General features: G+C 59.1%; 21 protein-coding genes and 2 pseudogenes. 11 read left to right on the top strand and 12 right to left on the bottom strand.

What is annotated here, in order from left to right; genetic code table 11:
• Nucleotides 1–28: 28 nt before the first annotated feature.
• Together EN955_RS18090 and EN955_RS18085 are read left to right on the top strand one after the other, a co-directional pair.
• On the top strand, nucleotides 29–772 hold the full coding sequence (locus EN955_RS18090) for a Crp/Fnr family transcriptional regulator (RefSeq protein ID WP_024505859.1): 744 nt from the start codon (nucleotides 29–31) through the stop codon (nucleotides 770–772).
• Nucleotides 773–781: 9 nt separating this feature from the next.
• The gene (locus tag EN955_RS18085) at nucleotides 782–1,009 is read left to right on the top strand and encodes a hypothetical protein (protein ID WP_013525064.1); all 228 of its coding nucleotides are present in this window, start codon (nucleotides 782–784) and stop codon (nucleotides 1,007–1,009) included.
• A gap of 476 nt (nucleotides 1,010–1,485) precedes the next feature.
• Here EN955_RS18085 and EN955_RS18080 read toward each other — a convergent pair.
• The 4 genes and pseudogenes from EN955_RS18080 to EN955_RS18065 form a co-directional block, all read right to left on the bottom strand.
• A pseudogene (locus EN955_RS18080) lies at nucleotides 1,486–1,821 on the bottom strand (helix-turn-helix domain-containing protein); the annotation flags it as partial.
• Between the two features lie 393 nt (nucleotides 1,822–2,214).
• Nucleotides 2,215–2,460 (bottom strand): hypothetical protein, encoded by a 246-nt coding sequence (locus EN955_RS18075; protein ID WP_024504657.1) that lies wholly within the window; start codon nucleotides 2,458–2,460, stop codon nucleotides 2,215–2,217.
• 42 nt (nucleotides 2,461–2,502) lie between these two features.
• Nucleotides 2,503–2,886, bottom strand: a complete 384-nt coding sequence (locus EN955_RS18070; RefSeq protein WP_024504656.1) for a hypothetical protein — start codon at nucleotides 2,884–2,886, stop codon at nucleotides 2,503–2,505.
• Between the two features lie 733 nt (nucleotides 2,887–3,619).
• Nucleotides 3,620–5,536, bottom strand: a complete 1,917-nt coding sequence (locus tag EN955_RS18065) for a PAS domain-containing sensor histidine kinase (RefSeq protein ID WP_032899476.1) — start codon at nucleotides 5,534–5,536, stop codon at nucleotides 3,620–3,622.
• A 256-nt stretch (nucleotides 5,537–5,792) separates the two neighbouring features.
• Here EN955_RS18065 and EN955_RS18060 point away from each other — a divergent pair, with 256 nt between their 5' ends.
• Nucleotides 5,793–7,232 (top strand): ATPase domain-containing protein, encoded by a 1,440-nt coding sequence (locus tag EN955_RS18060; protein WP_024504654.1) that lies wholly within the window; start codon nucleotides 5,793–5,795, stop codon nucleotides 7,230–7,232.
• On the top strand, nucleotides 7,229–8,284 hold the full coding sequence (locus EN955_RS18055) for a sensor histidine kinase (RefSeq protein ID WP_024504653.1): 1,056 nt from the start codon (nucleotides 7,229–7,231) through the stop codon (nucleotides 8,282–8,284). The genes EN955_RS18060 and EN955_RS18055 overlap by 4 nt, the downstream gene beginning before the upstream one ends.
• A 35-nt stretch (nucleotides 8,285–8,319) precedes the next feature.
• Here the strand turns inward: EN955_RS18055 and EN955_RS35465 are convergent, their stop codons facing one another.
• Nucleotides 8,320–8,505 carry a recombinase family protein gene (locus EN955_RS35465; RefSeq protein ID WP_024504652.1) on the bottom strand — a complete coding sequence of 62 codons (186 nt, stop codon included), beginning with the start codon at nucleotides 8,503–8,505 and terminating at the stop codon, nucleotides 8,320–8,322.
• Nucleotides 8,506–8,874: 369 nt separating this feature from the next.
• A complete protein-coding gene (locus EN955_RS35460; protein WP_224673137.1) occupies nucleotides 8,875–9,066 on the bottom strand; it encodes a recombinase family protein in 192 nt (63 codons plus the stop codon).
• Nucleotides 9,067–9,335: 269 nt separating this feature from the next.
• Here EN955_RS35460 and EN955_RS18045 point away from each other — a divergent pair, with 269 nt between their 5' ends.
• The 3 genes from EN955_RS18045 (at nucleotide 9,336) to EN955_RS18035 (ending at nucleotide 10,923) form a co-directional block, all read left to right on the top strand.
• Nucleotides 9,336–9,650, top strand: a complete 315-nt coding sequence (locus EN955_RS18045; RefSeq protein ID WP_013525070.1) for a YMGG-like glycine zipper-containing protein — start codon at nucleotides 9,336–9,338, stop codon at nucleotides 9,648–9,650.
• 179 nt (nucleotides 9,651–9,829) lie between these two features.
• Nucleotides 9,830–10,444 carry a methyltransferase domain-containing protein gene (locus EN955_RS18040; protein ID WP_024504651.1) on the top strand — a complete coding sequence of 205 codons (615 nt, stop codon included), beginning with the start codon at nucleotides 9,830–9,832 and terminating at the stop codon, nucleotides 10,442–10,444.
• Between the two features lie 53 nt (nucleotides 10,445–10,497).
• Nucleotides 10,498–10,923: a nuclear transport factor 2 family protein gene (locus EN955_RS18035; protein ID WP_255337261.1), complete on the top strand. Its 426-nt coding sequence runs from the start codon at nucleotides 10,498–10,500 to the stop codon at nucleotides 10,921–10,923.
• Nucleotides 10,924–11,234: 311 nt separating this feature from the next.
• On the opposite strand, the gene EN955_RS18025 is transcribed toward EN955_RS18035, so the two are convergent.
• The 6 genes from EN955_RS18025 to EN955_RS18000 all read right to left on the bottom strand — a co-directional run bounded on the left by EN955_RS18025 (nucleotide 11,235) and on the right by EN955_RS18000 (nucleotide 17,673).
• Nucleotides 11,235–11,582: a hypothetical protein gene (locus EN955_RS18025; protein ID WP_013525073.1), complete on the bottom strand. Its 348-nt coding sequence runs from the start codon at nucleotides 11,580–11,582 to the stop codon at nucleotides 11,235–11,237.
• Between the two features lie 83 nt (nucleotides 11,583–11,665).
• Nucleotides 11,666–12,097: a hypothetical protein gene (locus EN955_RS35455; RefSeq protein ID WP_245265379.1), complete on the bottom strand. Its 432-nt coding sequence runs from the start codon at nucleotides 12,095–12,097 to the stop codon at nucleotides 11,666–11,668.
• A 418-nt stretch (nucleotides 12,098–12,515) separates the two neighbouring features.
• Nucleotides 12,516–13,805 (bottom strand): HlyD family type I secretion periplasmic adaptor subunit, encoded by a 1,290-nt coding sequence (locus EN955_RS18015; protein WP_338039895.1) that lies wholly within the window; start codon nucleotides 13,803–13,805, stop codon nucleotides 12,516–12,518.
• Between the two features lie 20 nt (nucleotides 13,806–13,825).
• Nucleotides 13,826–15,571 (bottom strand): type I secretion system permease/ATPase, encoded by a 1,746-nt coding sequence (locus tag EN955_RS18010; protein ID WP_024504650.1) that lies wholly within the window; start codon nucleotides 15,569–15,571, stop codon nucleotides 13,826–13,828.
• Nucleotides 15,572–15,672: 101 nt separating this feature from the next.
• Nucleotides 15,673–17,064, bottom strand: a complete 1,392-nt coding sequence (locus tag EN955_RS18005; protein ID WP_024504649.1) for a family 16 glycosylhydrolase — start codon at nucleotides 17,062–17,064, stop codon at nucleotides 15,673–15,675.
• 345 nt (nucleotides 17,065–17,409) lie between these two features.
• Nucleotides 17,410–17,673, bottom strand: a complete 264-nt coding sequence (locus EN955_RS18000) for a hypothetical protein (RefSeq protein ID WP_013525078.1) — start codon at nucleotides 17,671–17,673, stop codon at nucleotides 17,410–17,412.
• A gap of 838 nt (nucleotides 17,674–18,511) precedes the next feature.
• Here EN955_RS18000 and EN955_RS17990 point away from each other — a divergent pair.
• The 4 genes and pseudogenes from EN955_RS17990 to EN955_RS17975 all read left to right on the top strand — a co-directional run.
• The gene (locus tag EN955_RS17990) at nucleotides 18,512–19,420 is read left to right on the top strand and encodes a lipid kinase (protein WP_013525079.1); all 909 of its coding nucleotides are present in this window, start codon (nucleotides 18,512–18,514) and stop codon (nucleotides 19,418–19,420) included.
• Between the two features lie 388 nt (nucleotides 19,421–19,808).
• Nucleotides 19,809–20,045, top strand: a complete 237-nt coding sequence (locus EN955_RS17985; RefSeq protein ID WP_013525080.1) for a hypothetical protein — start codon at nucleotides 19,809–19,811, stop codon at nucleotides 20,043–20,045.
• The gene (locus EN955_RS17980; protein WP_024504648.1) at nucleotides 20,042–21,289 is read left to right on the top strand and encodes a hypothetical protein; all 1,248 of its coding nucleotides are present in this window, start codon (nucleotides 20,042–20,044) and stop codon (nucleotides 21,287–21,289) included. The genes EN955_RS17985 and EN955_RS17980 overlap by 4 nt, the downstream gene beginning before the upstream one ends.
• A pseudogene (locus EN955_RS17975) lies at nucleotides 21,276–21,486 on the top strand (hypothetical protein); the annotation flags it as partial. The gene EN955_RS17980 and the pseudogene EN955_RS17975, both read left to right, overlap by 14 nt.

The following is a 21,486-nucleotide window of genomic DNA, read 5'->3' as shown; positions in this document are numbered from 1 at the left end:
GTTGGGCGCCAACCCCAACAGGTTCTTCATGGCGCAGGTTCCTTCCTCGAACATTTTGATCCGCAAGCTCCAGACCATCTCGGAACTCGCAGAACCAGATATTGCAATTTTGGGAAATGCCCGGATTGAGGAGAAGCAATATCAGGCCAACGCAGACATTCTGCGCGATGGCGACCAGCCGACGCTTTCGTTTGTTGTTCTTGACGGCATGATAGGCTCGACCAAAATGACAGGCGACGGCAAACGCCAAATCACCTCCTTTTTTGTTCCCGGCGACATTCCCGACCTTCATGGACTGCATCTGTCGGTCATGGATTGCACCTTTACGGCTCTAATGCCCTCTCGGGTGGGCTTCATGCGGCACGACGCTCTTCGCTCTATTTGCGACCAGCACCCTTCGATAACCACAGTGTTTTGGCGCTCGACGCTTGTCGATGCGGCGATCTATCGAGAGTGGGTCACCAACGTCGGAAGACGCGACGCCTATACTGGCATGGCTCATATTTTGTGCGAACTTATTGTCCGCCTCCGCGCAGTCGGCCGCATAGAAGATCATGTGGCCCGCCTTCCGATAACGCAGGCTGCGCTTGGTGATGCGCTCGGCCTTTCCACCGTACACGTGAACCGAGTTCTTCAGGATCTTAGACGCGACGGCCTGATATCCACCGTGGGCTCGCATTTTCATGCAACCGACTGGTCAGGGCTCGTTCGCGCCGGGGATTTTGATGGGATGTATCTGCACCAAAGGGCCGCTGACGTGTTGCGCCAATAGAGGTGTTCCATGGCGAGATATTTCTTTGACAGCAGTGTCCGCGACGAGCTCATAAAAGACGATGAGGGGATCGAATGTGATGGGATCGAGGAAGCATGCCGAGAGGGCATGGACGGGCTCAGAGATTTGGCGCTTGAATTCTTCAAGGACCCCGATGGGCAGCAATTGGCGATCTATGTCAGGGACGAGGCTGGTGAAAGGCTGCTGAGCTTGAGCATCACCCTTCAGGGAAGCTGAGTGGCTTTGAGCTTACCCGGTTTCGCTGTGTAGCCGCGCAGGGGCTCCAGCGTGCGAACCCGCCGTACGCATCGGCGGGGCCTTACGACAGACCGCCGGGACCGTTGTGCCGCAACCAATGAGCCGGTCGGTTTGCGAACGTCAATAGCGCCGAGGAAGGCTAATCGGCGGGTCGCGCGGGACTCATGGTGGTGCGCGGTCTCAGCGCCCAGAAGACCTCGATCACGAGTAGACGCGCGTCTTGCATGGGCCTGGCCTGCGCGAGGCTGTTCTTTGGGCAAGAAAGTGTTAAGACCGGAACATCCGTGCGCGCCCAGGGTTGGATTGCAATCGGGTCGCATCGCGGCCTCCGCAGCCGTTTCGTGTCACCGGCAATGTGGGCGGGACGGGCTGTATTGCTGGCGCGGGGCGCAGGTGCTTGGATCACTGCGGTCTACGTCCGGCATGCTTGGAGCGCTATAATCGAACTTAGAGCGCTATAATCGAACTAGCCGAACGTAATCGGCTTCTGGCTTGCCGTAGGTGCCGTTTGCGCAGGCCGCAAGTCCGCTGCGGTCCCTGATGTGCACTTCGCCACGTCGAGAATAGATGAAACCACGTCCTTCCAGCACTTGCAGCCCAACGGTAACGCCTGGGCGTCTTGCTCCAAGCATGACGGCAAGAAACTCATGGGTGATCGCAAGGCGCTCGCCGTGGACCCGATCGTCACACATTAGGAGCCAGCGCGCCAACCGCTCTTCAAGGTTTGATTTTGCGTTGATCAGGGCCGTATAGCTGGTCTGGATGTGGAAGTAGTGGACATAGCGCAACAGGATACGCCCTCTGGCGCGCGATTGACAGTGAAATGCAACCTGATGCACGGCGGCCCCTCGGCCGCCCAATTACAAATCAGGGGTGTACAAAGTTAAAGGGTTGGAATCGTACAGACTCTGCTCCGTACGAATCTGACTATTTCCTGATCGAGGCAAAAGCGGGCATGATGTGCATCTTGCAAGGATGTCGACATTATCCGGTGGAATAAGGAACCAGCTCTCCCCTTAGGGCTGGATAGCGCCTGCCTTCTCGACTAGCCGCTGTAGCAGCTAGTGGGACTCAGCAATAATGCGGCGCGTTGACGTGATGTTCGGAAAGGATGATGTCAGCCTCAGCGACCGCATGCCGCTGGCGTTGGTGCGCAGCCATAATGAATAGCTAGGGCCGCGTCTTCATCTATCGGGCGGCTCACGCACCAACTCGACCGTGACCTTCACGGTGAATAGGAACTTGCTGGTGTGATCGCGGACATGGATGGCAACCTCTCTGAAAGTGCCGTCCGGCATCCGGTCTTTGGCCATTTCAAGCAACGCTCTTGTTGCCTCATCTTCAGCGGCTTCCCGGCTCGCAATTTCGGTTCCTTCAGGATCGGGAAAGACTTCGCCATCGTCGGTTAAATCAAAGAAGAAGCGGGCCATGCGACCCTAATTCCGAACCCCCAAAAAGGTTTCCTTGTAGCGCTACTTGCTGGTGATCCAATCCACCAGGCCAGTTTCCATCTGCTCGCACCCGGTGAATTCATGTACCAGGCTCGTGGCCAGATCACGCCATTGATACTCAGGCACACCCGTTTGCCTGACCAACTCTCGGAATGCCGAGCGGAGAATGTCGGCGTCAAAGGCGCAGACGGCGACGCTTGCCACGCCCGGATCTTCCCACCCTCGCGCCATGTCATCGTGGTGACGTTGGCGAAGGCGTTTGAGCAGTTCGCGCGATGTCTCGATTGCGCGCCTTGAACGATCCACGTCTTGGCGAAACTTGGCAGTTCCGATCATGGAATTATGCCGAACAAGATAGCCGGTTGCGATTACGCCTTGTGCAACTTCTAAATGCGTTCGAACCATCGCGGCCTCCCTTCCAGCGAAAGGAATTGTTTACCCTGTTGTCCAGCATAACCCCAACGGATTCGCTGTACGTTTTCAACCAATCGGCTATTCGGCGATTGTCGGCCAATTGCTGGGTTCTAGCTCCGGTGAGCGGCACTTCACCTCAAAGTGCCGTGGCGGCCGGCGCAGAGGTGCGCGAACCCTGGCGCCGACCAACAGAATCTGAGCGGTCATGCCTCGCGCTGGTGGAGTATATCGGCCCTTCGGGAACCACAGGGACGCCAAACACAACGACCCGGAGAAGTCGGTGCGCACAGTCACCATTCATTTACAATATTAGCGCAGGCTGAAAATCGGACATGCAGGGTAGCTCGTACATGGCCCTTAGCCCCGGTGAAGACCCAGCGCCAGCGCTTCTGTTTCGCTGCTGGGTAGGCCCTGTCCGCACTCCTGCTTGACTGCGCGACTGCGAGAACAACGCCTCGCGGGTTCCCAATTCCTTGCAAACAGTTAGATCCGGGAGCTAAGTGCGGCATAGGCTGGTAGGGCAGGCGACCAGAGCGATCTTTCGAAGAACGAAGTCGTCCTCTCGCACGAATCGGCTGCTTGAACGTACACTTTCCATAGAAAACTCCCTTCTGACCGCCGAGCAGGTTGCCGCTTCGCAAGTACTCTCAGAGAAAAATATTGGAGGGTCTTGTCCCAGCTTGACGCATCAAGGAACTCAAAGGGGGTGGTCTCTAAGGCGACCCTACGCGACATTAGCGGCTGCTATTGCGTTCGCCAATTCTTCTTCAGTAAACGGCTTGCTGAGAATTTTGATGTCGCGAGTCCCCGGGAGTTCGGCGTAGCCCGTTGCTATAATGACGGGTACGTTCGGCCACTGGACTTTGATCGTATTCGATAGCTGCAGGCCCGTCATCTTCGGCATAGCATGATCCGTTATGACGAGGTCGAACGGCTGCTCCTCCAGCAACCTGAGGGCTGCCGCCGCAGAATGCGCCTCCGCGACAGTATGGCCGAGATCCTCGAGCATTGCCGCGGTATTCAAAAGGACCAGCGCATCGTCATCCACTGCCAGAATCCGCAGCGACGCCGTCTCAATGGCTTCCTCGGCAAGAACATCCGGCCCGCGCGCGACTTCCGAGCTCGCGGTTGCGATCGGCAGCCATAGTTCCGCTGTGGTTCCGGTTCCCCTGGAGCTCTTGAGCACTAGGCGCCCGCCCATTTGTTCTGTCATCCCATGGACCATAGACAGACCGAGACCCGTGCCTTTGCCTACGCCTTTTGTGGTGAAGAACGGTTCTGTCGCCCGAGCTAGTGTTTCTTCGTCCATTCCTTCGCCAGCGTCTGCTACCGAGAGGCAGACGTAGGGGCCCGGGGCCAAGCCAGCCTCTTTGCTTTCGCCGACCTGTTCCATCCGAGTGGAGATGACGATCGTTCCGCCGCCAGGCATCGCGTCCCTGGCATTGACGCACAGATTGAGCAATGCGAGTTCGATTTGACTTTCATCAACCATCACACGATCAAGCGAGAGCGGAAATTTCGTCTCTATGATCGCCCTTGAGCCCAGCGATCGTTCCAAGAGATCCTTCATTCCGTGTATGAGCCCTATCAAATCGACAGGCTTTGGATCGAGTTGCTGCCGCCGGGCAAAGGCCAGCATGCGCTGCGTCAAGGACGCTCCCCGTCGCGCGCCGAGCACCGCGTTGTCGAGAAGACGCAGCAATTGTGGATCGTCGGGAAGCCGTTTGCGGAGCAGCTCAAGACTACCCAGAATCGCCATCAGCAAATTATTGAAATCGTGAGCGACGCCGCCCGTCAGTTTGCCGATCGCATCCATTTTTTGGGAGTGGAAAAGGGCCTCACGTGCCTGATCCAAGGACTCCTGCGCCTTCTTCCGCTCCGTAATGTCGCGTGTGATCTTCGCGAACCCCAGGAGTTCGCCATCCTCGTGCCGAATGGCGTCGATGACCACGTGCGACCAGAACGCAGTGCCGTCTTTGCGTATACGCCAGCCTTCGCGCTCAACTCGCCCTTCACGGGCGGCGATCTCCAGGGCACTTTGCGGACGGCCTCGCTCGCGATCCTCGGGCGTGTAGAATTGAGAAAAGTGCTTGCCGATTATTTCGTCGGCCGAGTAACCTTTGATGCGTTCTGCACCCGAGTTCCAGCTCGTGATTACGCCTTCAGGATCAAGCATGTAGATCGCGTAGTCTGTCACGCCCTGAACCAGACGCTGGAACTGCTCCTGATTTTTCCGGATTTCCTCCTCCGCTTTCTTGCGCTCGGTAAGATCACGGGTGACTTTGGCGAAGCCGGTTAGTTTGCCGCTTGGATCGAGTATAGGATCCACCACAACGTGAGCCCAGAAAGGAGTCCCGTCGCGACGAACCCTCCAGCCCTCGGTCACAAATTTGCCATCGCGGACTGCTGTCTCCAGAGTCCGCGATGGAAGACCAGCTTCGCGATCCTCCTCCGTGTAGAAGCACGAGAAATGCTGACCGATGATCTCGCTGGCGGAATAGCCTTTGAACCGCTCGGCCCCCGCGTTCCAACTCGTCACGGTTCCCGAACGGTCCAACATATAGATCGCATAATCAGTAACGGCCTCGACGAGAACGCGGTAGCGATCCTCATCGGCTTTATCGACGGTTCCTTGAATCATACCCCATCCGTTCATTTGTTAACTCTGTGAAACTGCTGGCGTCTTGGATGGTTCCACAGACGATGGGAAGGCGTGCGCGCTGTGGCACAGGCCGTGACTGCCGTGGCCTGCAACGAGCTACTTGCCTGACGGGGGCGCGGCCATTACAGAAATTGGAATTTCAGATACCGGGCCGGGCCGCCGATCGCTCCACCCAGTTCTACTTCGAACCTGTGATACTGGCGGCTTGCGATTCCTGTTTGGAGACGATGGCGGAATGACCGAGCGAAAGAAGCAGCCCGTTGTAAGTTCCGGCATTGCCGGCTTGGACGAAATTCTTCGCGGTGGATTGCCCGCTTCAAATTTCTATATCGTGCAAGGCGATCCAGGCGCAGGCAAGACGACGGCGGCGTTGCAATTCCTGCGCGCTGGTGTGGCAGCCGGTGAACGCTGCATCTATGTCAGCCTTTCGCAAACCGCCGCCGAACTGCAAGCGATTGCGTCCTCACACGGCTGGACGCTTGATGGCATCCGCGTTGAGGAATTGTCCGCTTCGGAGACCCTGAGCGGAGCGGCCGATCAGACGATTTTCCAGACTGCGGACCTTCGATTGGATGAGACGCGCAAGGCGATTGAACGCGCGATTGAAGAACACAAGCCACACAGGCTTGTTTATGACTCGCTGCTCGAGATCCGGCTGATTACCGGCGACACACCGAGGTTCCGGCGCGAGCTGATTGGTTTCAAGGCCTTCCTGGCCAAGCGGGGCATTGTGGCGGTGTTGCTCGACACCCAGACCAGCGGAGGCGATCACAATGGCGAGGAAATCGAGGGCATTGCCCACGGCGTGATCCGGCTTGATAAATCTCTCGAGGACTACGGCGGCGTGCGGCGGCGTATTGAAGTCAGCAAACTGCGCGGTGTGCCGTTTGCAGACGGTTATCACGATATGGCTATTCGCGAAGGCGAAGGCGTTGTGGTTTTTCCGAGGATTGTGCCCGGGTCGCCTGCCGAAGTGACCAAGCCGCAGCTGATCAAGTCAGGGGTAGACGCTCTCGACGAGATGTTCGGCGGCGGCCAGGAATCGGGAACCATAACGCTCGTGATTGGTCAGTCGGGGACAGGCAAGTCGACGATGTCGTCGCTTTACGCCACTGCCGCGCTTCAGCGGGGCGAAAGCGTGGCCCTGTTCCTGTTTGAGGAGCGGCTGGAGACTTTCTTTCGCCGGTCCGAAGGCCTTGGGATGGATCTTCGGCAGTTCTACAGGGATGGCCAACTCGTCATCTACGATTTTAGTCCAAACGAAATCTCGCCCGGAGAGTTCGGCCAGATTGTGCAGCAAGTCGTCAGTCGCAACAATACCCGGGTAGTCGTGATTGACAGCTTCACCGGCTATCTGAATTCTCTTCCCCACCGGGAAAAGGCGGTGCTGGACATCCAGTCTCTCCTGAAACATCTCGCTCGCGCTGACGTGCTAACCATGCTCATTGTCGCCCAGCATGGTTTGCTCGGGCAGAATGTTGGGATCGACGTGGACGTCAGTTTTCTCGGCGACACCGTGCTTCTGCTGCGCATGTCCGAGCATGAAGGCCGTCTGAGGCGCAATATCACGGTCGTCAAGAAACGCCACGGTCCCCACGATCTCGATGTCCGGGAACTGTTCATCGCGAGTTCCGGCGTTTCCGTGGTTGCCTACAATCCTCTGCCCGAGACGTGAGCGACGTCGAGCGAAACGGGCTGGGAACACTGGATTGGGTGCTCATTTTGGCGCCTTACCGCAAGGATGCTGGTTACACCGCCTCCCTGCTGCAGGAACGTGGTTTACGGGCTCGAGCGGCGAGCCCCGAGGACTTAGAGGGATTGCTTGCACTGTCCCCTGGAGTGCTGGTTGTTACCCATGAAGCCTTAAATCCTCAGGCTATCGCAACAGTTGAAAGTTTCCTTCAGTCGCAGCCGAATTGGTCGGAAATCCCAATCGTTGTTTTGTTGGACCGTGGGGCACAGCAGTCACGCATCCAAGCGGCGCTGAGTGCTGCCTGGCCACGTTCACGTCAGATATACTATCAGCGTCCAGTGGCTGCGCTCGAACTAATAAGCGGAATCCAGTCGGCACTCCTCACCAGAATTCGCCAGCGCGACGTGCGTGACTATCTTGAGCGGGAGACGGAACTCCGCCTTGAACTAAATCATCGAGTGAAAAACATCCTGGCGACCGTCATATCCATCTTCGATATGACCAGGCGCGGTGCGATCTCGGCAGAAGGGCTTGCAGAAGACTTCAAAGGGCGATTGAGAGCCTTGTCGGATGTTCATTCTGCAGTTTTTGCTGCCGGTGGCGAGACCGTGGCCTTAACGGATGTCGCAAAATCGGTCCTCGCGCCATACCTTTCCAAGCAACAAACTGCCATCACGATCGACGGACCCGAGGTGCTGCTTTCGCGCGATGCCGGTACAACTCTCGCCCTCTCGCTTCATGAACTAGCAACAAACGCCATTAAATATGGCGGCTTGTCCCGCCCCGAAGGCAGGATACGATTGGAATGGAATATAACGGCGAGTTCGGAACCAGTGCTGACGCTGAGATGGATCGAATCAGGAGGACCGTCGGTAGTTCAACCCTCGCGAGTAGGGTATGGAACACGCTATATGCGCGCCGCATTGACCAGCCTATTTGGAGAGGCTCCAGATCTTGTTTTCGCGTCGGATGGCCTGCGTTTCTCTATTCGCGGCCTACTGTCCCGCCTTGCACCCGATGAACGGCTAGGCTGATCGCGGCAGCGCCTACAATTTGGGCAGCGGAAATTCTAAGGTCGGTTGAGACCGGTGACCACTCCCTTGGCATTCAACGACCGCGCAATCTGAAGCTCGGTCCGACCAGCCTTCACGTATTCATGGTAGATCCAGCGCACCGTCGCAATTTCATCAGGTGGTCCATGCACGAGGATGCCCCGATCCGTCTGGAGGCCCTTGTACTCTTTGAGAGCGAGCATGGTCTTTGTGCGCCCAAGCTGGTCGATGAACCGGCGCCTCAGGCCCAGGCCGGCCGACCCTCCCTGCCGGTATCACCATTCGAACGAGCCTGCACTGGCCGGCAAACACCTTGACCGACAACACCCGGCTGTGCTCGGCACGCCATCGTGCGCTTTATCGCCTTGAGCAGGTCTGATCCGATGCTGCCATCGTTTGCGAACTGTTCGCCAAAATATTCAATTCAACGCCGGCAACACGACACCGATACTCGTACGACGCACTCTCATCGGGGTTCGGGAATCGCCCCCAGCGGCTCACATCGTAGACGATGACGATTCGAAATCCGCGTTCTTCGTTTCGACATCCGCCAACAGCCTTTGCTTCGAGGTTCAAGCGCTGCGACCGGCGTCCTCGTATGTGGCCACGGTGTCGTAGTTCATCGCATCCGCGAATTCACGGATTGCATCCTTCTGATTGTCGATCGAATAGCTCTGGTGGTCGGTGGACATTCGCAGGTATTGAGCTGCGCGCACGCGCTGTGCGTTCTCAGCAGGTCGACGGACCGTGTGCGCCTGTTCCATCATTTAGCGCCTGGAAGGCAGATTGAACGTCCGCTTGAACCGGACGATCCTAGCGGTATGAGGCTTCAATCTCGTTACACAATGATCGACACTTTGTACCGAATGGGACTTGTCGCCATAAAACGAGAAGCGAGGAAAATAGCAGGCAGGCTTCTATCAACACCCGAGAAACCATGTCTTTTATCGTGACGGCTCGTGCCCCCGTTCCGCCGCATTGCAGCCGCAGGTGGCAAGCCATAGGGATATCAAGCCTTCAAGGGAGACCTTACATGAACGTTCACAAAGTCATAGCCGCCGTGCTGATGACCGCGGCACTGGCCGGGTGCGCGCAGACCGAAGGCCAGCAGCGGGCCGGAACTGGCGCTCTGATCGGCGGCGCTGGCGGCGCCCTCGTCGGTCAGGCCATCGGCGGCAACACCGAAAGCACGCTCATCGGCGCTGCCGGCGGCGCCCTGCTCGGCGCCGTCGTCGGCTCGGCCACTACGCCGCAGCGTCGCGGCGAACAGATGTGCCGCTACCAGGACCGCCGCGGCCGCATCTACACGGCGCCGTGCGACGACAGGTACTACAACGGCGATTATTAAGCAGGGTTAGTCTGCTCATCCGTTGTCTGAGTGGGAAATGGGAACGGAAGCTCCACTGTGGGGCGGTGGCCCTGCTGGTACATTGTTTCTGGTCGCGCCGCCGGCGGCGGCGCTGCGTTGTCATCTTTTGCCCATAACATAGTGCTACCAGCAAGGACGGCGGGTCTCTGGAGGTCGTGATGACTGAGAGCCTTGCCGGCACCCTGAAGAGCCGTGGCAAACAGGCAGCCAAGCGGCTGCTTGGCTATGATTCCCGCAACTGGCTGCGTATCCGCCAGATCGAGGCTTTCAGCCTCTTTCTCGAAGCCAGCAACCGTAAATCCTCCGACGTGATCGAGATCTCGCCCGGCTGGAACCGCTATTGGCGCACAATGTGCTCCAACTACCGCTCTGTCGACTTCCCCGCCTTCGACATCTGCAACGACCGCACCGATGAGCAGTATTCGATCGTCATCGCCGACCAGGTGCTGGAACACGTGCAGCGTCCGCAGGCGGCGGTGCGGAACATCCACGCCATGACCCGACCCGGCGGTTGGGCGATGGTGGCAACGCCCTTCCTGTTTCGCGTGCACGCCAGACCGCACGACTACAACAGATGGACGCCCGCCGGACTCAAGCAGCTGATGGTGGACGGCGGCTTCCCCGAAGCCAACGTCAAGGTCCACGGCTGGGGCAACAAGGCCTGCGCCAGGGCCCATATCGGTGGCCCTGTTCGCGCCTACGGCCTGTGGCGGGATCTCAGTAACGACGAGGAATACCCGCTGATGGTCTGGGCGTTCGCTAAGAAGGGGTGAGTGGCGGAAGCCGCGCTCCATCCCGGTCATAGCCAGGGTGTCTGGCTGGACACTTGACCGGATCCGCCGCCAGTGACCTACTTCGAAATCCGAGGAGCCGTTCGCGAATGGACATTCGAGCCACATTGACGGAGCTTTGCGAGGCCTTCAATGCGCACGATCTGGACCGCATCATGGCGTTCTTTGCCGACGACTGCGTTCTGGAGATGCCAAGGGGGGCCGAGCCTTGGGGAACGCGCTGCGAGGGCAAGCGCAGCGTACGAGACGCGCTAGCGACACGCTTTGAGGGTTTGCCCGATGTGCATTACGGCAGTGGACAGCACTTTGCGGACGAGGCTGCCAACACCGGCATGTCGAAATGGACCCTCACCGGCACCACCCGCGAGGGCGTCAAAAAGGAAGTTCGAGGTTGCGATTTCTACACATTTCGTGACGGAAAGGTGATCCGCAAGGACTCATACTGGAAGATCGTGGAGTAGGGGGTTGGCATTCCTGTCGGATCTTTTCGTTGTCCCGCATTCCAAAACAGGTGGATTACGCGATGCGCGTTTGCATCGCTGCACTCGCCGACGAAATGCCAACCTCAGAATTCCGGAACGTATTCAAAGTAGCTGCCAAGGATGAAACCACCTCCAGCTATTCCATGTCCGGCACGTCGCCACCCGCAAACAGAGTCGTCGGCTCGCCATAAGCCACCGAAGGGTTACCCTCGCGCGACCACGCAATGAGGCCAGCATGCTTGCCGGTTGCAGGTCGCCGGTCTCATGACGGTGGAAGGCCGTGACCACGATCAGCCTGGTGCTTTCTGTTGGGAGAGTAAACTATTCAACCTGGAGGGTGTTTTTCCGCTGACCAACAGCCGGTTGAAGTTGAACGGCGCAGGGGGAAGCATCTCTGTCATCTCGAATAGAGGCACAGGGCCTTCCGGGTCCGGTGCTTTCTGCTTGGCCTTCAGGTCCGTGATCTCCTCGTCGCGCCGCGCAATCCGGCTTTCCAGATTGGCAATGCGCTCCGCAAGGAAATAGCGCCCCACGGCAAATCCGCCGGCGCCGAACAATGCGGCAGACGTAGCAAAGGCCAACGGGTTAGCCGCCACCAGCGCAGAGTTGCTTTGTATGAAAGCGATAAGGTCATGCATGGCTAAAAAGCTCTCCTGTCACGCCGGGAACGATTCAACCTGCCGAGGTCGCGCGAGGGGTCGCAATACCAAGTCTCCTCCGATCAGTTTATGGGCAACTTCGTTTCCCGGCCTCGCCCTGCCGTGCGGAGCGCCGCGAGTGCGTCAGCACAAGCTGCCTCGGAGGTCGTTCCGTTCATCCGCGCTATCCTAGCCGTAGGGCGGGACTTCGCAATGTCCACGCCGGTCATCCTACAACAGGGGGCGTATCGTCGTAGCCAATGGAACCTATCCCCGGATGCCTGGGCTATGGCGAGTATCTGAGTCTCTGGCTCGCGGTTGTAGGCCATCAGCGCCTTCACGGTCTCAAGCGGGCTTTCGTAGCGGGCGACAAGCTTCACGGCTTCAGAGTGCAACTCGGCTTTGACCTCGGCATCGAAGTACATCGTTCCCATCGCGGTTCCTCCTAGCGTGTCGCACGCGTGATGGAGGGAGCACATCAAGTCGCTCCTAAGTTCGCCGTTGAGCAGGTTCATCCCTTTGAGCGCCTTACGTGATGATCGGCATGAGCATGGCAGTTGGCCTTTCCGGCAGGCTCGGGAAGTGAACAGAACGGGAACATAAATGTCAAGCAAGAATTGACTCGGGCGAGGGGTCAATTCCTATTTTTGGCCATGCCGGACGCGGCAGAACTCGGTCGGCTATGTCCTGGCATGCTGCAAGCCACCCTCAAGGCGCGGCTCCACTCGGTCCTTAACCCCTAGGCCGGTTGAGCATTGAAGCCAACGTGCCCGCGTTCGACGTCCCCGTGCCTTTTACCTCGGAGGCGGCCAGTGGATCGAGCCCAGCAGGGAGTCGTCGAGGATCAATAAACCGAAAGCAGCATTCCGCCAATTTCCCAGCCGATGAATGCTCGCGGCGGGAAGCGGCCGGTCGCTGCAGCCCAGGCGCGCTTCACTCCTCCCGGAATGCTCGCTGGATCTGATCGGCCAGGGGCTTGACGAGATAGGACAGCATCGTGCGGCTGCTGGTCGTGAAGAACACCTCGACCGGCATGCCGGGCGCCAGGGTCAGTCTTTTGAGTCTGGCAAGTTCCGTGCGCGGCAAAACGATATGCACGGTGTAATAACCGGCGCCGGTGCGCTCGTCGGTGCTGAGATCGGCGGAGATCTTGCTGACGCTTCCGTTGAGTTCAGGCGTGGTCCGCTGATTGAAGGCCGAAAGCCGCAGCGTCGCCTCCTGCCCCTGTTTCAGCTGATCGATGTCCTGTGGAGCGACACGGGCTTCGACGGTCAGTCGGTCCGCGACCGGCACGATGAGCATGACCGGTTCGCCCGCAGTGATGACACCCCCAATCGTATGTACGGCAAGCTGAAGGACGACGCCGGCCTGCGGGCTTCGAATGTCGATGCGCTTGAGCTGGTCCTCGGCCGATACCTTGCGTTCGACTAGCTCCGAGAGTTTTGCCTGGACCTCACGCAGCTCCGTGGCGACTTCGCTGCGCAGATCCTGATCGATCTGGATGATCTGCAGGCGGATTTCCGACGTGTGACCTTTCGACTGCGCTATCGCCGCGATCAACTGCCCGTGTTCAGCCTCCAGCCGCACGGCCTCGCGCTCGAGCGCGGTGATGCGATCGATCGAGACCAGCTTGCGCTCCCATAATGTGCGCATGCCCGCGAGCTCGGTTCCGATCAGCTTGATTTCCTGGCTCTTGGCGTCCTTTTGCTCGGTCAGGCCGGAGACTTCTTCGGCGAGCTGGGAGATACGTTCCGCCAACTGCGCCTTCTGGCCAGCGCGTGCCTGCCGGCGGAACTCGAAGAGCGACTGCTCTCCGGCCATTGTTCCGCTGACATCCGGATCGTCCCGCCGAGACATCAGCGACGGCGGAAAACCGATGGCGTCCGCACCATCGCGCTCGGCCTTGAGACGTGCCAGGCGGGCATCGAGTTCATCCGCGCTCTTGGTGACAATGGCCAGATTGGCGCGGGTGACGGTTTCATCCAGATGAATCAGAACCTGTCCCGCTTGCACGGCATCGCCTTCGCGCACGAAGATTTGGCCGACCACGCCGCCCGTCGGATGCTGCACCTTTTTGACACTGGAATCGACAACCAGCTTTCCCGATCCAATGACCGCGCCAGAGAGGTCGATCACGGCGGCAAGGCTGCCCGCTCCACCGACCAGTAGGATGGAGGTCGCAATGCCGCCAAGCAGATAACGTCGAATGGCCCGGTCGATCACCGATGTCGCCCTCTCCGGCATCAGAGCGCCGCCTCTTCAGGACTTGGGACAACTTTCAACGGAACGCTGATGGGACGGGTCACATTGGTCATGATCTCATTCTTCGGGCCAAAGGCCTGAATGCTGCCGTTCGTCATGACAAGGATCTGGTCAAGACTTTGCAATGCACTCGGGCGATGCGCCACCACGATGGCCATGCCGCCTCTGTCGCGCACGCCTTGGATCGCCGCCGTCAAGGCGGCTTCGCCATCGGCATCGAGATTGGAATTCGGCTCGTCGAGTATGACAAGAAACGGATCGCCATAGAGAGCACGCGCCAAAGCGACCCTCTGTCGCTGGCCCGCCGAAAGCGCCGACCCGGCCTCGCCAATGCGCGTTTCATAACCTTCAGGCAGGTGAACCACCAGATCATGAACACCGGCGGCGCGCGCAGCGGTCAGTATTTTGTCCGAGGGGGGCCGGGGTTCGAAGCGAGCTATGTTCTCGGCAATGGTGCCGTCGAACAGCTCGACATCCTGCGGCAGATAACCGACATGCTTGCCGAGGTCTTCCGACGACCACTGGTCGAGCGTCGCACCGTCGAGCCTGACGGTACCGCGCACTGGCAGCCAGACGCCGGCGATGGCTCTGACGAGCGAGGATTTTCCCGAAGCGCTCGGACCGATGATGCCGAGGCCGGCGCCCTTCTCCAGCACGAAGCCCGCATCCTGGACGACAAGGCGGCGCTCGCCCGGCGGCGCCACACTGATGCGCTCTACCGAGAGGCGAAACGACGGCGGCGGCAGCGAGACAGTTGTTGCAGCCTCGGGCAGCAGCCCCAGAAGGTGGGTGAGGCGGGCCCCGGCCTGGCGGGCGCTGACGAAGCTCTTCCAATGCACGATCGCGAGTTCAATCGGTGCCAGCGCCCGGCTCATTATGATCGAGCTGGCAATCATGATGCCTCCTGTTGCCTCCTGATGGATGACGAGCCAGGCGCCGATCGCCAGGATGCCGGATTGAAGCATCATGCGCACGACTTTCGAAATCGTTCCGAGCGTCCCCGCCAAATCGCTCGCCTTGGCATTCGTCTTGAGATAGTCGTCGTTGACGGCAGACCAGCGATCGGCAATGCGTGGGCCAAAACCCATTGCCTGAAGCACCTCGACGTTGCGGCGTGTCGCTTCCGCCAGCGTGTTGCGCGAAGCGGCCTGGCTGTTAGCACGTTTCGCCGTCTCCCTCGTGCGTAGTTCCGCCAGTAAGGTCAGGGCAAACAGAATGATGGCGCCCAAGAGCGCGGTCATGCCGATCCAGAAATGGAACAGGAAACAGATTGCGAGATAAAGCGGCATCCAGGGCAGGTCGAACAGCGCGGTCGGCCCAGCGCTCGACAGGAACGATCGGACCTGATCGAGGTCCCGCAATGACTGCAAGCCATCGCCGGGAAGCTTCGTGCGCAACGGCAGACGCATCAGTGCGGTGTAGACCTGCCCGCTGAGCCGCGCATCGAGCGCCATGCCGATACGCACCAGCAGCCGCGATCGGATCAGCTCAAGAACGCCCTGGAAGAGGAACAGCGTGCCCGCAAACACGCAAAGGCCGACAAGCGTCGGCACGCTGCGGCCGGGGATGACGCGATCGTAGACCTGCAGCATGAAGAACGAGCCGGTCAGCGCCAGGACATTGACGACCCCGCTCATCAAGGCGATGCCGGCGAATGCCCGCCGAAAGGAAGCCAATACGGCCGTGAGCGTTGTTCGCGGCGGCTCAGAAGGGCGGGAGTGAGACATCGTCCTTCACCTCGGGCCTAGTGCGGCGGCAAGCGGCAATGAACGCGTTCGAGACCAGTTGGTGAAGGATGTCGGTTTCACTCCATCTTCCAGCATGGCACCTAGATGAACCATTCATTCAGCGCGTAGGCATGAACATAGTCGACGTGCATTTCAGAAGGGGTGGCAAGCCCGTCGGCGGGCGCTCCCGCCATGCCGCCGACAGCCTGGTCGACCAGCATATACATTGGCTTGTGCATGTCGGCAGGCGTTGGTGCGCGGGCAACTTCGACATCGTCGAAATACCAGACCAGTTCGCTTGGGGTCCAAAGCACCCCATATTTGTGGAACCCTGCGGTATCCGCTGCGTATACGGTCGAGGTCACTTTTGTATGCGACCCCGTCGCGCTCGAGTGGCTGGTCAGGGTGAGCTTGTTGGGATCCTGGCCGATCATCTCCACTGCGTCCAGTTCCGGCGGCCAGGAGCCATCCGCCGGAAGAAGCCAGAAGGCCGGCCATGCACCCTGCTTTTCGGGCATGTCGGCTCGAATTTCGAAATAGCCGTAGGTCTGTGCGAAGGAATGGTAGGTCGTCAGCAGACCTGACGTGTAATCATAGTTGTTTATGTAGGGCTTGATCGCATCGGGAGCCCGGGCGGCCGTAATGGTGAGAACACCGTCCTGTACGCTGAACGGGTTGACCGAACTCGTGGGGGCGTAGCTGGTGTCGATATACCACTGAAGCTCGCTGTTGGTGGTGAGCGAGCTGCCGTTCGGAGCACCCCACCAGAAGTTCGTATCCCAGGTCCCGCTAGAACCGCTGTGCAGGTTCAACGTATTGAACTCGTCCGAGAAGGTGAGCGTCAGATGCGACTTGTCCAGGGCGAGATCGAACTGGTTGGCGCTGAACTGGTCGATGGTCTTGTTCTCGAAGACGAGAAACTCGGTTGGCGACAGGGTAAGTCGGACGTTCGATCCCGACTGCACCATGTTGGCGTGCACCTGGTCGAAAGAGAGGAAGCCGTAGCCTCCGACGCGCACGGTGTCGTCGGCGCCGAAGTCGAGAATAAGGTCGCTGCCATTGCCTGGTTTGACGACGAAAATGTCAGCGCCGGAGCCACCCTTGAGAACGTCGTCGCCCTTCAAGCCGTCGAGCGTCTGCTGGCCGGAACCGCCGACGACGATATTGTTCAATGCGTTTCCGAAGGCATATTGTTTATCGCCGGTGACCGTCAGATTCTCAAAATTCGCCGGCAGCCTGTAGCTCATCCAGGTCGAGATCGTATCGATGCCCTCGTTGGGCAGCTCCGCCGCTTTGTTTTTCGCGGAGTACAGGTAGTAGATATCGTCGCCCTGGCCGCCATACATCGTAACGCTGACGCTGCCGTCGCCATACAGCGAATCGTTGTAGATGCTGCCGTAGAGGGCCGGGCTCGAATTCGTCGCCGAGTACCACCTTGCGGAGGACCCACTATAGGGGAGCGGAACGCCCTTGGCATTGGTTACGGCGGCCATTTTGCTTGCAGCTCCGTTGGTTTGTTCCAAGCCCTAACACGATGCAAGGCAAAAGGAGCCGATAGGTTTTGTCTTCAAACTCAGGAGGGTTATCAAAACGTAAATGCCCGAGGGGCAGGACGCGTCCGTCAGGCGAAGCTGGCTTGAGCGTGAAGTGGGGCGACTGGGGCCGGTTGGGCGAAGAGCGCGCACCAACGAGAATGCTGCCGAACGTGGCAGGCTTCTGAGCGGAACCTTGGACCCGAATCGCAAGTTTGGCGGGACACCCGCGAGAGCCCTGCCCATCGGGCGCGGATGCGGGACCTTCCCCCTAGCCGCCGAACGCTTGCGGCCATTCCTCGCAGATCAGAGGCCGAGGGTCTGACCCGTTTCCATCTGAAGGAAATCTGCCGACGAATTCCGCAACACCGAGTTCTGGAACGCGTCGAGGGCAGAGCCGTGGGTGATATCGACCAGCACGGCCGCTGCGGCTTCAACCTTATCGGCCGCTTCGTCTACCTTGTCGAAACGCATCAGCATTCGATCGTGGAGCATCGACAACCGCGTGGCGTGGTAAAGCACGCTGCGCTTATGGTAATCCGAGTCCAGCGGCTCAAACAGTATTGTCATGACGGCAACTCCTCGCCATTTCATGTCCATTCGGGGGTGATTTGGAGGCCGCCCGCGTATAGATATTGGTCTGGCGCTCCCGAGGCCTCCGTCACGCGCTGTTGAGCTGCCCGGACCCTGCAGCACAGGGCGATATTCACCACGCCATTTTTCCTGTCCGTTTCTTCCTTTGCGCGCCTCAACGATTTCTCAGCACGTTTGAAGCGCAACCTTGAACTGCCAAGTTTCAAGAATTTCAGCCATCGTTCCGCTTCCTATGCGGTTGCTTCCCTCGGCTGATAATTACGGCTGTTCTGTTTGGTTCCGGCCAATCGCGACCGGCTCCCAGATTTTACAGAGCCAGGCCGATCTGGCGCTGCCGATTTAAATCTCTCCGGCAATGGGCTTGAGCGCATCTTCTGTCTCAGGCTCCAGCGGGACGCCGGCGACGTTCCGGAGCATCAAAGCGGCGCGCTGAAGGACGGACTGCAAATCCGCCCCGGATATATCCGCGATGCGATCGACCGCGCTTCAACCTCTTCCGCGATAAATAGGCGCGCCGATGATCATTCCTTCGACCATGTCCTCTCCGAGGAGGTTTCAGCTTGTTGGGAATGGCATGTGCTGGCCAAGTGGTCTATCTCACGCACCACCAGAACCTGTGCGAAATTGCCAGGACGGTTGTGCACGGCGTGACGGCCACGAACTCGGATAGCGATCCAGGGGCCGCTGGAGGTCAAAAAATTGCGCCGTTCGCAACCGCGGTGGAGGTAGGTCCGGAGAGCCAAAAACGTCGGCTGCGGTCGAATGAACAGCCGCCTTGTGTGCATGCGTTATGAACCATCGGATCGATCTTTGAATGAGCAAACTGGCCAAAAGGCGCGCATTGCTGCTCCTCAATCCAAAGGCGCGGCGCGGCCAGGAGCTGATCGCCCCGATTGTGGAGCGGCTGGAGCGCGGCCGGCTTTCTGTCACTGTCGAAAAGTTCGAGGCGTTGCCGGAGATCGCTCGTGACATCGTTCGCTTGCGCCAAACGGCGGACCTTGTGGTCGTGTGCGGTGGCGATGGTTCGTTGTCGGCGGCGGCGATGGCTGTAGTGGAAAGCCGCCTGCCGATGGGCATTATTCCTATGGGAACGGCTAATGACCTCGCTCGCACACTCGACATCCCTATGGACCTTCTGCAGGCCGCTGACGTGATCGTGCGGGGCCGACTCCGGCAGATCGATATCGGCACGGTCAATGGCAATGCCTTCTTCAACGTTGCGAGTATCGGACTCAGCACTGAATTGGCGAAGGGTCTGGATCCCACTTTGAAGAAGCGTTTCGGCAGGCTCGGCTATGCGCTGGCGGCGGTGAAAGTGTTGACGCGGGCCACGCGATTCCACGCGAAGATTATTGAGAAAGGCGCGTCGACCGACGTCGAAACCTACCAGATTGCGGTGGGAAACGGTCGCCATTACGGCGGCGGCAACGTGGTGGAAGAGACGGCCGAGATCGATGACGGACATCTCGATCTTTATAGCTTGGAAATGACGAACCTCTGGAAGCTGGCGCTGATGCTCCGCTCCTTCCGGTCTGGAAGGCATGGCGCCTGGCGAGAGGTGCGCACGGCTAGGTGCGTCGAGTTCGACATCGAGACGGAGAAGCCGATGCCGGTCAACACCGATGGTGAGATCGTCACCTCGACACCAGCCCATTTCAAGGTCCATCCAAAGGCGATCTCGGTCTTCGCGCCTCCGCCCGTCGACGACGCTGACCTCCACTAGGCAAGCAATTTGGCCCCACGATCGTCCCGAGGTCATCAAAACGGCGACAACGACCGGTCCATACGAGAAGCGGCGAGCTCGACAAATTATGATTTCCTTGGTCTGTTGCTAGCAGGTCGACATGCGCGACTTGGGGCCGTGGCCGCTTGGCACGACCGGCCTGAAAAGAGTCCTTGGCCGGAGCTTTGCGTCATGAGCCGGAATGCAAACGGTTGCTGCGGCTCGTTACAACGCGCCTTGGCAAAGGTGCCGAACGCGGCCCTTAGGCGTTCCCGAAGGCTGGTTCAAAATGAACTGATATGTGATGCAGGCAAAGGATTGTTGCCCTTTGCCGTTCGAATATTAGCAACCTCTTGACGACCGCCGGCCGCGCTCCAGAATCTCTCACATGGCGCAGAGACAGACTGGCATCGACTTTGGGCTCGAGGTGACGGCAGGCGGCGTCACTCATCTGGAACTGCGCGACGACCGTCGGGCAAGCAACGCGCCGGAGAAGGCAAAGGCGCCGGGCCACGCCACGCCGGTCGACTATGAAGCTGGCAAGGCCACGGTCGGCGGTTTGGTCACAGTCGAAGCGGGCTCCCATCAGGGGATGGAAACGCGCCGCGCCGGTGCTTCGCGATGAGAAAATCCGGGACTGACAATCTCGTCCCGGCCATCAAGAGCCCCGGCGATGCGCCGTCGATGAAGGGCGCAGAGCAGTTCGAGATTTTCCCCGACTACGGCCCGAGGATCAACAGGCGCCACATGGTAGCGGCAGCGGTGGTGGCAGTCCCGCTCCTGTTCGGTTTCACTGGCCTTGCCATCCGTTATGCCGCTGTTGCTTCAACATTGGCAGAGCCAGGCTTCGAGGCTTATGCTCGTGCGCTCTGCCGATGGGATTGCCACTGGTATGTGGATATTTCCGAACGCGGCTACGAGCGCTTTCCCATCCCGAACCAAAGCAATGTCGGACGATGGGGCTTCTTTCCATTCTACCCGTTGCTGGTAGCGGTGATCCGAGCGATTTTTCCTTTCCCCACGATAGTGGTCGCAACCGTCGCTTCACTTGCATGCAGCTACGCCGCATGTCTGGTGGCATGGCCGCTGCTGAAGAAGAACATGCAGGCCTATGTGCTGTACTGCGCTTTTTTGCTTAGTGGCCCGTTCTCCTTCCACTTCACCACTTTCCTTTCCGAACCTCTTTTCGTGCTCCTGACCTCGAGCGTTTTCCTGGCACTCAAACGCTCCAGCTATCCCGCCGCTGGCATCTCGTCAGCGCTCCTCTCGGCAACGCGGCTTGTTGGGGTCCTTGTCGTCTTTGCGACCGTCATTGAAATGTTCCAACAGCATCGGAAAGGGGGCGGCTCACCACTCTCCTTTCCTCGTTGGGTGCTCGGTCGGCCGGATCTGCTCGTCGCTATCTTGATCTCGCCTGCCGGCTTGTTCGCTTACATCCTGTTTTTGTATGTCACTGTCGGCGACGGCTTTGCGTTCCTGCACGTCCAACGCGCCTTTGGACGAGTGGCTGGGAACCCGATCCTGTTTCTGTGGGACGGCCTCTCAGCGTTTCCCAAGACCGGGTGGCTGCCCACGGCGCCGCAATGGAGTGCGCTCGCGGCAATCGCCGGGCTGGCGCTATCAGTCGTGCTGATGGCTCGCAAGCAATATGGCGCTGGTATCTTTTGCGCGATCAGCATTGTCGTGCCATTGATTACGAATCTGGCCTCCATGGTCAGATACGTCATTGGGCTTGCGCCTCTGATACTGTTGATGGCGTTCTTGCTGTCGGCATCGAAACTGACCTGGATAGCCGCTTTGTTTCTCTTTCTGGTCGCCTGCTATTTCATGACAGTGGCATGGATTGGGGGCTACCTTGCTTTGGTCTGACGTCGGCAACCCCTACGCACGCGCGATCTCGCTTGGGTGTTACGCGCTCGCCGCGGCTTTGGCCGTGTCAGAAATCCTCATCCTTGCGCTGGCTCTCCATCCGAATGTCCACCCCGACTATCGGGCCTATTACATCGACCGCACGACAACCTGCCTCAACCGCGATACCGTTGGCATCTACTCACTCGGCCAGACAG

Origin of the sequence: Mesorhizobium sp. M7A.F.Ca.CA.001.04.2.1, from assembly GCF_003998485.1 — a bacterium.
GTDB classification, from domain to species: domain Bacteria; phylum Pseudomonadota; class Alphaproteobacteria; order Rhizobiales; family Rhizobiaceae; genus Mesorhizobium; species Mesorhizobium ciceri.
Note: the sequence above shows the minus strand (reverse complement) of the source record. Positions and strands in the feature narration are given on the sequence as shown.